We start from the raw sequence: 13,175 nt of genomic DNA, 5'->3' as shown, positions 1-13,175 counted from the left end.
CGGGGGTGGTGCCACCCTGTCACGGCGGCCCCTGGTGGTCGAGAGGTTTAGTCCCAGGTGGTGGGCAGCCCGTGGCCCACGGAGTCACCGAGGAAGCGCTGCTCCCCTGTCGGCCAGGTCTGGAGCACCACCAGGAAGTCGTGCGCGCTGTCCGGGGTGCGCCGGGTCGGCTCGAGGAACAGGTGCACGAACGGCGCCTCGTCGGTGGCCTGCGCGCCGAGGGCGGCGACCCGGTCCGACACGGCGTCCTGCTCCGGCGAGGAGAGGTACTGCCACATCACGCTGTGCCACAGCACGGTGGTGGTGCCGGGCCGGAGCTCCAGCCCTGCGACGAGGTCGACGGCGCTCTGCCTCCGGACCTCGTAGGGGTGCTCGGCCGCCAGCGCCAGCGCGCCGCGCAGGCGCTCGAAGCGGGCGGTCTGGTCGGGCCAGACGTACGCCGTCAGCGTGGTGCGTCCCTCGGTGGTGCGCGGGTCCACCGGCATCACGTCGCAGCCGGCGCGCTCGACGAACCCGAGCGCCGGCCAGGGCCGCAACGCCCGTCCGCGCCAGGCGTTCTCCAGCAGCACGGGCGAGGCAGGGTCGCCGTGGACGGCGCCGGACTCGTCGACGTAGGCGAACCGGTCGGCCAGCAGGTTCAGCCCGCCGGACGCCCCGATCTCGAACAACCGCACCGGCAACCGGAACGGGTCCTCGAGGTGCAGGAGGCCGCCGACGAGTGCGGCGGCCCGGCCGACCTCGTTGGTCTGCGGTGGCCGGTCGAGCCACTCCCGCACCGCGTCCGGCTGCCGGTCGAGCAGGTCCCGGAAGGCGACCCAGCCACCCTCGGGCTCCCAGGTGCCGCCGACCGAGGGGTAGAACGTGGCCAGCTCACCGGCCCGGCGCTCGAGGACCAGCCGGTGCACGCTGCCGAGCAGCCGCAGCCCGAGCGCGGACGGTCCCGGATCGTGCTCGTGCCCGGCGAGCACCGTCGCGGACGGCCCGCCGGCCTCCAGGTCGGCCACCAGCCGGTCCAGCAGCTCGGCGTACATGGGTGAGCCGAGGTTCGAGCAGGCCTCTGCCTGACGACGAAACGCCTCCACGATCCGCATGTCCGCAGCCTCTCACGCACCCCGGGCCGTCGCGGGCCGGTGCGCGCCGGTGCGCCTCACCGCAGCTTGTAGTCCTCGAGGAGCCGCCTGCCGATGATCATCCGCTGGATGTCGGCCGTGCCCTCGCCGATCAGCAGCATCGGCGCCTCGCGGTAGAGCCGCTCGATCTCGTACTCCTTGGAGAAGCCGTAGCCGCCGTGGATCCGGAAGGAGTCCTCGACGACCTGCGAGCAGTACTCGCTGGCGAGGTACTTCGCCATCCCGGCCTCGAGGTCGTTGCGTTGACCGGAGTCCTTGGTGCGGGCGGCCTTGACCATCATCTGGTGGGCGGCCTCGACCTTGGTTCCCATCTCGGCCAGCCGGAACAGCACGGCCTGGTGCTCGGCGATCTTCTTGCCGAAGGTCTCCCGCTGCTGGGCGTAGGCGACGCCGAGCTCGAAGGCCCGGTGGGCGACGCCGCACCCGCGGGCCGCGACGTTCACGCGGCCCACCTCGACCCCGTCCATCATCTGGTAGAAGCCCTTGCCAGGCTGGCCGCCGAGGATCTGGTCGGCCGCGATCCGGTGGCCCTCGAAGATCAGCTCGGTGGTGTCGACCCCCTTGTAGCCCATCTTCTCGATCTTGCCCGGCACGGTGACACCTTGCGCGGTCTCCCCGAAGCCGGACTCCTTCTCGACCAGGAAGGTGGTCATGTTCCGGTAGACCGAGTCGGCGCCCTCGTCGGTCTTGACCAGCACCGCGACCAGGTTGGCCGAGCCGCCGTTGGTCAGCCACATCTTCTGGCCGTCGATGGTGTAGTCACCGTCGTCGCCGCGCCTGGCCTTGGTCTTGATCGCCGACACGTCCGAGCCGCAGCCCGGCTCGGACATCGAGAACGCTCCGCGGACCTCGCCGGTGGCCATCCGCGGTAGGTACTTCTGCTTCTGCTCCTCGGTGCCGTGCTGGAGCAGCATGTAGGCGACGATGAAGTGGGTGTTGACGATGCCGGACACGCTCATCCAGCCGCGGGCGATCTCCTCCACGGCGAGGGCGTAGGTCAGCAGCGACTCCCCCAGGCCGCCGTACTCCTCGGGGATCATCAGCCCGAACAGGCCGAGCTCCTTGAGCCCCTCGACGATCTCGGTCGGGTACTCGTCGCGGTGCTCGAGCTCCGTGGCGACCGGGAGGATCTTCTCGTCGACGAACGCGCGGACGGTCTTGAGGATCTCTTCCTGGATGTCGGTGAGACCCTCGGTCTCGCAGAGGCGGGCCATGCGGCACGTCCTTCCCGGTGTGGTGGTGGCGCTCGACGACTTACCTACCGATGAGTATCCGGTGGCTGGGGCGAGTATGGCGCGGCCGGGGCAGCGTGTGCTGTGGCGGGCGCCACAAAGCGGTCTGGCGGTGTGCGGTCTTTCTCACAGCCGCGCCGGCGCACCGTCGTACGGCGGTCCTGAGCGGGAGCTTGCGCGCTCGGCCAGTGCGACGACCACAGCACCGAGCTCGTCGACCTGACGGCCGAGCAGCTCGTCGAGGACCGCCTCCTCGGCGACCGCGTCCTCAAGCGACTCCACCCGCCGGCGCAGCTCCCGCACCTCGCCGATCCCGGAGACCGAGCTCACCCGGCGGCGTACCTCGCCGATCACGACGAGGACACCTTGCGGTACTCCTCGAGCGCGGAGCGCATCGCCGCCTCGTCACGACCGGAGACAGGCAGCAGCAGCTCGGTCACCAGGTCGGTGAGCTCGGCGACCCGAAGCTGGGTGCGTCGGCGCTCCTGCAGCGTCTGCTCCAGCACGGCGACACGATCCTGGAGCCGCTGGTTCTCCCGCGACAGGACCCGGGCGCCCGACCCCTGCAGCAGGGTCTTGGCAATGCCCTTGACCCGCCCTCTCGCCGTCGACGGGGGTACGGCGGCTGCCGGCGCGTCCGGGGCCGACCCCTCGCCCTCGACGGTGCGCTCGCGCATCAGCACGAGCAGACCGACCAGCGCCCGCGCCGCCAGCGCAGCCACCTCCGCATCGGCCACCTCGCGCGGCGTCCGGCCTTCCGGACGGACCGCACGCAGGTCCTCCAGGTCGCCTCGGAGGTCGTAGGAGCTGGACCGCAGGGTATCGATGCAGGCCTCGCTGCGGACGACCGCGTCCTCGAACTGCGCGTCGGTCAGGCCGATCGGCTCGCGGTCGAGCCCGGCCAGCACCCCGTGGGCGAGGGTGTCGCGCAGCCAGCGCGCCTGCTCCCGGTTGCCGGTGATCGGTGCCGTCACCTGCTCGTTGACCCGCCGCAGCAGCTCGGCGGCGACCAGCCCCAGCGACTCGTTGGCGCGCTCGACCCGCAGGTCCAGCCCCGGCACGTCCAGGCGGCACGCGGCGGCGAAGCGGTGCCAGAGCTCGTCCGGGCCGTCGGCGGCCCGCGGCACGGTGACCACGTGCACGTGCTCGGCGGACAGGTCGCGGCCCCACCGGGCGGCCACCCCCGCAGGGTCCATCGTCCGCCAACCCCACTCGGCGCGGGGGCCGTCCTCCTCGGGGCGCGGGCTCCAGTCCTCCAACGTGGTGGTGAGCGCGAACTTCAGCCGCTCCTGCCACGCCGAGGGCAGCGCCTGGGCGAAGTCACGGGCGGTGATCACCACGTGCACCTCGAGCCCGGCGAGGTCCGCGAGCGCGGTCGCGACCTGGTCCGCAGACGCGCCCGCGAACAGCTCGTAGCTGACCACCGCCACCGGGCCGTGCCAGCCACGGACCTGCTCGACCAGCCGCGCCCAGGACTGTCGCGCCCGAGGGGGCAGGTCGTCGAGGCGCGGGTCTTCTCGGACCACCATGCCGGCATGCACCAGCTGCAGGTGCGTCTCCCCAGCGACCAGCACGCCCGCCGCGGTCAGCGTGTCCCGGTTCGCCTCGAGCACCCGCTGCAGGTACGTCGTGCCCGACTTCGGGGCCCCCACGTGCAGGTAGACACGCTCGGTCATCCTCGTCCCTCCCGGGCTCGTCTCGGCTGGGCACCGATGCTGGGGGTGGTCAGCGTGACCACGACACAGCCATCCTCCACGCGGGCGCTCCGGCCGGAACACCGGGCCCGGGGTCGACCCGCAGGTGCTCGACCTCGTCGACCCGGCCGCCATGCTCGCGCACCGCCCGCTCGACCTCGGCCAACGGCACGGGGCGCCGCCTGCCTCCGGGCACCGGCTCGGCGGTCTCCGGACCCGGCCTCGTCCCGCACTCCAGGAAGGCCCGACCTTCACCGCGCAGCACCATGTCGGCGACCCGCCAGAAGACCTCGACGGTGTCGGACTCGAGCGCGTCGAGGAGGTCGCGGCTGTAGAGGGCCCTCGGTCCTGGGTGCTCGTGCACCACCGAGGCGGCCATGGTCAGCGCGTCCCGCAGGTCGTAGAGGTTCATCGCGCGCAGGTCGACGGCCGCGGAGCTGGTCCGGCGGGCGGCCTGGGCGTGCCGGAAGGCGCCGCGGGCGTAGTCGAGGCCGGTCACCGACCAGCCGCCCTCCGCCAGGCAGAGGGCGTCGGAGCCCGAGCCGGCGCCGAGGTCGACGACGTGGACCCCGGGATCCAACCGGTCGGCCACCCAGTGCGCGAACTCCGAGGCCGTCTCGGCCGTCGTCTCCTCGGTGTTGCGGTGGAAGCGCTCCCACTCGCGACGCTGCCGCATCACCGAGCCGAACCACGGGGCGAAGCGACGGTTCACCTCGGGGCCGGGCCGGTGCTGGAACGACGGGTCGGGCACTGCCCACGACGGGCCGTAGGAGACCTCGAGCATCCGGGCGGGATCCGCGGGTGCGGGCAGCATCCGGCCCTCGAACTCCAGCTCACCCAGGGGTTCGATCGCACTGCGCGGCACCCGTGCCCGGACCGTCGCGGTCTCGTGAAGCAGGTCACCGACGTAGAAGCAGGCGTACAAGTCGATGCTGCCGGTGCCGCCGTCCGCGACCGGGAACATCACCGTGATGAAGGCGCCGGACTTGTTCAGGACCCGCATGCCGGCCCGACGCAGCGCGCGCGCCATCGCGAACATCTCCAGCGCGACGGCGCTGGGGGTCTCGGCGTGGCTGAGGTAGGCGAGGTCGATGTCGGAGTCGTGCCCGATCACCTTGCCGTCGCGGGCGGCGCCGAGCAGGGTGCCGAAGGCGATCCAGGCGTCCACTCCGCACTCGGTGGAGATGACGTGCAGGATCTCCTCGGTGCGCTCCACCATCTCCTCGACGACCCGGCTGCCGCGGCCGGTGAAGGGCCGCTGGATCAGCCCCCACTTGTCGATCATGATCGGGATGCCCTGCTTGTCGACGAACCGCACGCGCTCGCCGGCGCCGAAGACGATCTCCTCCTCGAACACCACCCGGTCACCGGCCTGGATCCGCACCCGTGACGGGCCGCTCAGCCAGGAGCGCATCGCCTTGGGCCAGGGCACCAGCCGCTCACCGGCCGCGTCGCGACCCCGTTCGGGGGCGAGAACGACCACACGAGATGGTCGTCGAAGTAGACGTCGCACGACTCCTCCAGAGCCCGACGCAGCCGAACTCCCTGGCTGTCGACGACGATCAGGGGACCGTCACCCTCGTCACGATGACGGCGTGGTCGGTCACCCGGGCGACCGCCGGGCTCCGGTCGGCGCGGTACTCGCTGAACTGGGCGTTGCGGCTGCCGAAGATCCAGTCGACCCGCATGCCGCTCGGCGGCCGGCAGGTGCCGTCGTTGGACCCTCCGGAGGCGGACACGAGGCTGGTGGTGCCGGTGACCTCGCAGAAGATCTCCGCCTTCTCGTTCATGTCACCGAGGAAGAACACGGGCAGCCCGGTCTTCACCAGGTCGCGGACGATCGCGAGCTCGCGGCTCTCGGCGACGTTGCGCTCGGCGGAGCGGTCGTTGGGAGCGTTGTGCACGCTCATCACCCAGATCCGCCGGCCGGTCGCGACGTTCTCCAGCTCGACGTAGGGCATCGGACGGGTCTGACCGACGAACGGGATGTCGACGGTCTTCTTCGTGATCGCCCGCCACTCGCTCGTTCGCCACATCATCGAGGCCGGGACGCCCTTGGCGCCGAGCGTGAAACCGGGCCACGCCTCGAACTGGCCGCCGGTGGAGCGCATCACCGCGGAGAGCTGGTCGCTCTGGATCTCCGACCATCCCACGATGGAGCTGCCGTGCTGGGCGATGAGGTCGACGGCCCATTCGGTGCGGACCCGGCCGGGGGCGAACCCGGACGCGTCACCACCGGGCGCGGTGTGGTTGCTGCCGAGAATGTTGAACGCGCTGAGCACGAAGTCGTAAGGAGCCTCTGCCCGGGCCGTCTCGGCGGCGGCCTCGACCGCGGCGGCCTCGCGCGCCGCGATCCGCTTCGCGTTCGCCTTGGCGTTCGCCGCGAGCTCGGCGGCCTTCTTGGCGGCCTGGCGCTCGGCCAACCGGCTGGCGCGCACCGCGGCGAGCCGCTGGGTGGTCCGCGCCTCGGACAGCGCGGCGGCACGGGCCGGGTGGTCGACGACCACGGCGCGGTCCTCTGAGGCCGGGAAGGCCACCGGGACCAGGACCGGGTCCGGCTGTCCCACCCACGCCGGGGCGAGACCGACGCCCACCGAGGAAAGAGTGACGACGCCGGCAACAGCGAGCGCCTTCCAACCCCGGGTCGTCATCTGCACCGCTGGACTATAACGCGACAGCTTCGCCCATGTACGACGAACCTCATGGGGCATGGTGCGACCCTCCCTCGGTAGCCTTCACCGCGTGAGCAACCCGGGAGCAGAAGAGCAGGGCGCCGCCAACCGGCCGCGACTGGCGAAACGGCACGGCCGCGCCCCGTCCGGGCGTGCGGAACCGGCGGTCGCGGTGCTGACCGTGGCCCGTGACGAGGCGCTCATGCTGCCCCGCTGGCTGGACTACTACGGTCGTCAAGTCGGTCTGGACAACCTGATCGTCTTCGACGACAACTCCACCGACGGCTCGACCGACGGGCTTCCGTGCACCGTGCACCGGATTCCCGGGTTCAGCGGCCGCGGGACCTTCGAGCGGGACCGTGTGGGGCTGATGAGCGGCATCGCCGACGGACTGCTGCACACCTACGATTGGGTGATCTTCACCGACGTCGACGAGTTCCTGGTGCCGGACCCGGCGCGGCACGACGGTCTGGTGTCGTTCCTGCGAAGCCGGGAGGACACGCTGGTGATCGGCGCCACCGGCCTCAACGTCACCCACCACCCCGCGGTGGAGGGGCCCATCGACACCAGCCGGCCGGTGCTGGGGCAGCGACGCTTCGCCAAGTTCACGCCGATCATGTGCAAGCCGTCGATCAAGCAGGTTGCGGCGCCCTGGGCGGCCGCGTCCCACGGGGTCCTGGCCCCGTTCCGGATCGACCCCGAGCTCTACCTGATGCACCTGAAGTTCCACGACCGGGAAACCTTGCGGGTGATGGCGGGGCTGCGCCGCGGCGTCGTCGACCTCGACGGCCGGGCGGCTGCGTCGAACTGGGGACGCGGTGCCGACGAGCTGGTCAGCATCCTCGACGAGGTGGTCGCCCCGGTTCCCCCGGGCAGCGTGCCGGAGTTCGATCCCGGGCAGGTCGATCTCGACGCCGTGATCGTCCACAAGCAGAAGGGGCTCTACCGCGCGATCCGTCGGGCCCAGGACGCCACGATGCGGGAGATGCCGCTGGTGCGGATCCCGGAGCGGTTCTTCGGCCTGGTCTGAGGTTCGGGCGGTCACTGGATGACCCCCACCGGCGACGGCTGGTCCACGAGGTCGCCGGTGCCGAGCTGCGCGCTCTCGTTGGCACCCCAGCAGGCGCTGCGCCCGTCGGCGCGGATGGCGCAGGTGTGCAACCAGGACGCCGACACCTGGGCGAAGTCCTGCTCGCCGGCGACCATCTGCGGCGACGCAGCATCTGTCACTGAGCCGTTGCCCAGCTGGCCGTAGTTGTTGGCCCCCCAGCACCACGCGGTCCGATCCGCGCCCACCGCACAGGAGTGCTGCTGACCGGTGGCCACGTCGACGAAGGTCTCGTCGGAGACGACCGGGGTCGGAGTGGTCCGCAGGAGGGTGGTGCCGTCGCCGAGCTGCCCCTCCCGGTTGTCGCCCCAGCAACGGACCTCACCGCCGGTGGTCACCCCGCAGGTGTGCAACCAGGCACTGCTCAGCTGCACCCAGTCCTGCGCTGTGCCGACCCGCATCGGGGTCAGGCGGCGGCTCCGGGTGCCGTCACCGAGCTGCCCGAAGTCGTTGGCGCCCCAGCACCAGGCGCTTCCGTCGCGGCGGACGCCACAGGTGTGGGTACCCCCGGTGGTGACCGACACCCAGTCCACGGCGTCGCCCACCCGGCGGGGACGGCCACGGGTGTCGGTGGTGCCGTCGCCGAGCTGGCCGTTGGCGTTCGCGCCCCAGCAGAACAGCGCTCCGGTGGTCTTGATGCCGCAGCTGTGGAAGTAGTTGGTGCTCACGCTGGCGTAGCCACCGGCGATCTTCTGCGGATACATCCGGTTGTCGCGCGTGCCGTCGCCGACCTGGCCCTTGTAGTTGAGGCCCCAGCACCACAGCGTGGCGTCGCTCTTGATCCCGCAGGTGGTCGATCCTCCGGTCGAGACCGTCTCCCAGGAGCCGGCGGAGGCGACCTTCGTCGGGTTCAGCCGCCGGGTCCTGGTGCCGTCACCGAGCTGGCCGTAGGCGTTCGCGCCCCAGCACCACAGGCTGCTGTCCACGCGGACCTGGCAGGACTGGCCACCGCCGGTCTGCACCTGCGCCGGGGCCGCCGGGATGATGGTGAGGTCCACGGCGCCCGGCTGGGGGTGGGAGTACGCCGCCAGGCTCGCGTCCCGGACGCTGTAGAGGAGCCGGTAGGAGCCGGCGGTGGTCGCAGCGCCGGAGAGCAGACCGGTCTCGCTGAGGGTGAGCCCGGCGGGCAGACCCTCGAGCACCGTCCAGCGCACGTAGGGCTCACGCCCGTCGCGGACGTTCACGGCCAGCTGTTGGCTCAGCGGTACCCCCGCGATCCGGGACACCGTGACCACCCGCGGAGCCGGGATCGGCCACCCGGTGGAACGGTCCCAGGCGAGCTGCGCGATCTCGCGCAGCTGGGGTCGGCGAGAGGCGTCGTCGTAGGTCCGGCTCGTCACCAGCGCCTCGGCCACCCGGTTGTCGCGCAGGTCGCAGACGACGTCGCCGCGGGTGCAGAGGTTCCACACCTGGTAGGAGGCGCCGCTGGTCGGCAGCGCGTTGGCCGGGGCGCGACGCGCGGTGCTGACGCCCTGGCCCCGGCGGGGGGCCGCCGGAGCGCCGAGGATCGGACCTCGGGTGCGGGAGATCCGGTCCCCGTCGGAGACCAGCATCGCCCCGACGACCCGATCGAGCACGGCGGAGGCGGCCAGACGGCCGAGGGTGCGGTGCATGACCATGGCGCCCTGGGAGTAGCCGGCGAGCACGACCTGCTGGTCGGGGCAGTGGGTGGCGGCCTCGGTGACCGAGGCAACTGCGGCATCGACTCCGGCATCGACCCCCCGGGCCCACAGGTTGACGCTCGCACGGGTGACGGCCGCACTGGCCGTCCCGCGGAAGGTCGCAGAGCGCTTGAGCGAGCCGACGCCGGGGGCGTCCACGGCGACGTACCGCCGCTCGACGCTGCGGCCGCCGGCGCGGGCGCGGGCGGCGTACTGGCGCACCAGGGCGCTCGCGGTCGCACCGACGGGATTGGTGGAGGTGATCCGCTCGCCGCCACCCCCTGCCGCGAGCAGCAGCACGTCGGCACAGTCCGCGAACGTCTGGGTGCTCACCGGGGTGGCCACCGGCTGCGGACGGGCGACGAGGTCGTCGGCTCGCGGGCCGTCGGGGGTCGTCTCGGCGATCCCGCCGACCGCCAGGGCCAGCAGCACGAAGGGCAGGACGGTCGATCGCACAGTCCGGGCTCCAGTCGTCGGCGGTGCGGGAGCCCCTGCCCCGCAGCAGACACCCGGTGTCCCAACAGACACTTTGAGCACGTTAGTTCACAAACGACTCACCGGCAGCGGATCGGGCGAAAATACTCTCTTTCGCCCGACCGCCACCGGCGAGTCGGCTTGACGATCGCGTGAGCTAGTTGAACTCGATCTTCGCGTAGGGGTTCACGCCCGGGGCCAGGTCGGCCGGACGCGGCGCCTCGTCGATGAAGCCCGGCGATGCCGTACGGCCGCTGACGCTTCGTGCGTAGGGGTTGTAGGGAGGGTTGTTGAACAGGTGCTCGATCCAGTTGGCGTAGCGGCGGCGTACGCCGGTGGCCTGGATCTTCATGCCCATCTCGTCGGACTTGAGGCTGACCGGCGTCCAGTTCGACGAACCGTTCCAGGTCACGTTGGCACTGGTGTCGCCACGCCAGACACCACTCACGGTGAGCACCTTCATGTGGAGATAGCGGTCGTAGACGCCGTCGCCGTTGAAGTCCTGGACGATCTGACGCATCGGGATCGCTCCGCGCCCGGTGGGGTCGCGCAGGATCTTGAGGATCCGGTTGCCGATCACCGCGTAGACGATCTTGACGTCACAACCTCGGTTCCACATCGTCTTGAGCCGGTTGGCGATGTCCTCGCCGGAGGCGCTGAGCCAGGCCGTCATGCCGATCCGGACCACCGTCCGCCCCCCGGCGCCGGCCCCGGTCGCGCCCTTGCAGCGGGTGTGCTGCAGCTCCGTCAGGGTGGGGTCCCCGGAGGTCCGGGTTCCGTACCAGTAGGGATACCAGATCGCCTGGAACTTGCCGACGGTGAACGTCTGGTAGGGCTGCTTGGCCCGGCGGTCGCGCGACATCTCCCGGAAGATCTGCTCCGAACGGTCGTACAAGGCGCGCTTGCCCTTCACCGTGAACAGATCGTTCCACTGGCCGGTGGCCGCGACCTCGGTCGCGTTCGCGCTGCCGAACATCACCACGTTCTTGGCGTTGCCGACCTTGCTGAACAAGTACATCTTCGTGTGCGCGATACCCGAGCCACCGCGGCACGAGGACGTGCAGAGCATCGCCCAGCTGCGACGCTCCACCGGCCGGCTGCCGTCGTGGTTGAGGTTCCGCTTGAGCCGGAAGAACCCCGGGTTGGGGTTCTCCTCGTTGGCGTTGCCCGACGAGACGATCACCTGGACGCTGACACCGCGGCGATGCGCTGCGATCAGGGAGTCGACGAAGTTCTCGCTCTTGAGGTTCCACGAGGCGATCCGGATCTCCTCGCCCCGGGTCACGCTCCGGATGCTGCGAATCAAGTGGTTGTAGATCGCCCGCCTGGAGTCACTCAGCGGGTCGTTGAACTTGGCGCCGCTGGGCGGCGTGTAGTTGTCCGGCGCCGCAGCGGCCGGGCCTGCCTGGACCACGGTCAGCCCACCTGCCAGCAGCACAGCCGAGACCGTGGCTGCGAGCAGCCTCGTGATCTGCTTCATGCGTGTCCTATCCCCCGAAATGGTGTTCTTGTGTCGCGCCCGAGTGGCGAGAGCCCCGAGATGAGACGCGTCCGATGCTTCCTGCCACGGGAGACCCGTTCTCAGCATGGTCGGCGCCGAAAACGATATCAGGGGATTCCGCACCGGCATCCCCGATCAACGCAGCCGGCCGGATGATCCCCCCGGCCACTCAGCCGGTGCAGGAGTTGAGGACCTGCCGGTACGCCGGGTCCTCCAGAAGCGCACCGGACGCCTGGCCGATGCGACCCTTCGGGACCGCCCAGAAGCTGTCGTCGTAGGTGTAGAGGCGCTTGCCGAACGAGCACAGACGCGACTGCGCCTTCACCGACTTGCCGTCGACGACGCAGCCGAGGTAGCGCCCAGGCATCGTCTGGCCGGCGACCCAGACCTTCCCGCAGGCGGGCAGCGACGCCAGATCGTCGTTGCTGTCCGCCGGCTCGGCCGGTGCTGAGGACGCGGCCGGATCGGCCGCCGTGGCGGACGCGGAGGACGCGTCGGTCCTCCCGGTCGGCGTCCCCTCCCCGCACGCGGACACGGCGAGACCGCACAGAATCAGCACCACGAACCATCGACCGACCATGAGCCGATCGTAGCCCCCGGCGGGCGGACCGGCCGGGAATCCGCCGGCGTCGTCAGAGCGACGGCGGCGACCAGACGTCCTCGCGGCTCATGCCGGCCGCCCGGCCCTTGGCGGAGATGACGAGCGCCATCTTGCGCGAGGCCTCGTCGATCATCTCGTCGCCCAGCATGACCGCACCCTTCGCGCCGCCCTTCTCCGAGGTGTAGAACTCGTAGGCGTCGAGGATGTTCTCGGCGTGGTCGTAGTCGGACTGCAGCGGCGAGTAGACCTCGTTGGCGGCCGCGATCTGGTCCGGGTGCAGCGTCCACTTGCCGTCGAAGCCGAGCGCCGCGGACCGCCCGGCGACCCGCTTGAACCCCTCGAGGTCCTTGATCTGCAGGTAGGGGCCGTCGATGGCCTGCTTGTCGTGGGCGCGGGCCGCCATCAGGATCCGCATCAGGATGTAGTGGTAGGCGTCGCCGACGTCGTACCCGGGCGGCTGCTCCCCCACCACCAGCGACTTCATGTTGATCGAGGCCATGAAGTCGGCCGGGCCGAAGATGATCGTCTCCACGCGGGGCGAGGCGGTCGCGATCGCGTCGACGTTGATCAGGCCGAGTGCGTTCTCGATCTGGGCCTCGATGCCGATCCGTCCGACCTCGTAGCCCATCGTCGTCTCGATCTGGGTCAGCAGCACGTCGAGGGCGACCACCTGCTCCGGCGTCTGCACCTTGGGCAGCATGATGCAGTCCAGGTTCGCGCCGGCCCCCTCGACGACCTCGATCACGTCCTTGTAGGTCCACTGGGTCGTCCAGTCGTTGACCCGCACCGTGCGGACCCGGTGCCCCCAGTCGCCGGTGTTGAGCACCTCGACGATGTTCTTGCGAGCGTCCGCCTTCGCGAGCGGGGCCACCGAGTCCTCGATGTCGAGGAAGACCTGGTCCGACTCCAGGCCCTGTGCCTTCTCCAGGAACCGCGGGTTGGAGCCGGGCACGGCGTGGCAGGAGCGACGGGCGCGCTGCTGGGCGGGCTCGTTCGGGGTGGACGGCATGGTGCGAACCTCTTTCGGGTCGAGAACGTCCGGAGCGTACTGCGGGTCCGCCGCCGGGCGGCAGGCCCGCGAGCCGTGGCATTCGTCACCCGC

The 13,175-nt window shown here is 71.0% G+C and carries 11 protein-coding genes; 1 reads left to right on the top strand and 10 read right to left on the bottom strand.

From position 1 onward, the window contains the following. Positions 1–47 precede the first annotated feature (47 nt). The 6 genes from H9L09_RS14445 to H9L09_RS14420 form a co-directional block, all read right to left on the bottom strand. Positions 48–1,091 carry a DUF2332 domain-containing protein gene (locus H9L09_RS14445; RefSeq protein ID WP_187577584.1) on the bottom strand — a complete coding sequence of 348 codons (1,044 nt, stop codon included), beginning with the start codon at positions 1,089–1,091 and terminating at the stop codon, positions 48–50. A gap of 56 nt (positions 1,092–1,147) precedes the next feature. After that, on the bottom strand, positions 1,148–2,344 hold the full coding sequence (locus H9L09_RS14440) for an acyl-CoA dehydrogenase family protein (protein ID WP_187577583.1): 1,197 nt from the start codon (positions 2,342–2,344) through the stop codon (positions 1,148–1,150). 144 nt (positions 2,345–2,488) lie between these two features. Beyond that, complete coding sequence (locus tag H9L09_RS14435) at positions 2,489–2,716, bottom strand: hypothetical protein (RefSeq protein ID WP_187577582.1); 228 nt, start codon at positions 2,714–2,716, stop codon at positions 2,489–2,491. Beyond that, a complete protein-coding gene (locus H9L09_RS22175; RefSeq protein WP_246456028.1) occupies positions 2,713–4,038 on the bottom strand; it encodes a DUF6752 domain-containing protein in 1,326 nt (441 codons plus the stop codon). Before H9L09_RS22175 ends, H9L09_RS14435 begins: the two co-directional genes overlap by 4 nt. Positions 4,039–4,087: 49 nt before the next feature. Next, positions 4,088–5,539 (bottom strand): class I SAM-dependent methyltransferase, encoded by a 1,452-nt coding sequence (locus tag H9L09_RS14425; protein ID WP_187577581.1) that lies wholly within the window; start codon positions 5,537–5,539, stop codon positions 4,088–4,090. A gap of 79 nt (positions 5,540–5,618) precedes the next feature. Further along, positions 5,619–6,713: an endonuclease/exonuclease/phosphatase family protein gene (locus tag H9L09_RS14420; RefSeq protein WP_187577580.1), complete on the bottom strand. Its 1,095-nt coding sequence runs from the start codon at positions 6,711–6,713 to the stop codon at positions 5,619–5,621. 85 nt (positions 6,714–6,798) lie between these two features. Here H9L09_RS14420 and H9L09_RS14415 point away from each other — a divergent pair, with 85 nt between their 5' ends. Beyond that, the gene (locus H9L09_RS14415) at positions 6,799–7,758 is read left to right on the top strand and encodes a glycosyltransferase family 2 protein (protein ID WP_187577579.1); all 960 of its coding nucleotides are present in this window, start codon (positions 6,799–6,801) and stop codon (positions 7,756–7,758) included. Between the two features lie 11 nt (positions 7,759–7,769). Here H9L09_RS14415 and H9L09_RS14410 read toward each other — a convergent pair whose 3' ends face one another. The 4 genes from H9L09_RS14410 to H9L09_RS14395 all read right to left on the bottom strand — a co-directional run bounded on the left by H9L09_RS14410 (position 7,770) and on the right by H9L09_RS14395 (position 13,082). Continuing rightward, positions 7,770–9,953 carry a cutinase family protein gene (locus H9L09_RS14410; RefSeq protein ID WP_187577578.1) on the bottom strand — a complete coding sequence of 728 codons (2,184 nt, stop codon included), beginning with the start codon at positions 9,951–9,953 and terminating at the stop codon, positions 7,770–7,772. Between the two features lie 175 nt (positions 9,954–10,128). Beyond that, on the bottom strand, positions 10,129–11,451 hold the full coding sequence (locus H9L09_RS14405; protein WP_187577577.1) for a phospholipase D-like domain-containing protein: 1,323 nt from the start codon (positions 11,449–11,451) through the stop codon (positions 10,129–10,131). 190 nt (positions 11,452–11,641) lie between these two features. Further along, positions 11,642–12,052: a hypothetical protein gene (locus tag H9L09_RS14400; protein ID WP_187577576.1), complete on the bottom strand. Its 411-nt coding sequence runs from the start codon at positions 12,050–12,052 to the stop codon at positions 11,642–11,644. A 52-nt stretch (positions 12,053–12,104) separates the two neighbouring features. Then, positions 12,105–13,082, bottom strand: coding sequence for an HpcH/HpaI aldolase/citrate lyase family protein (locus tag H9L09_RS14395; protein ID WP_187577575.1), 978 nt, complete (start codon positions 13,080–13,082; stop codon positions 12,105–12,107). Positions 13,083–13,175: the final 93 nt, after the last annotated feature.

The sequence above is a fragment of the Nocardioides mesophilus genome (assembly GCF_014395785.1).
Classification (GTDB): Bacteria; Actinomycetota; Actinomycetes; order Propionibacteriales; family Nocardioidaceae; genus Nocardioides_B; species Nocardioides_B mesophilus.
This window is presented reverse-complemented; position numbering and strand designations above follow the sequence as displayed.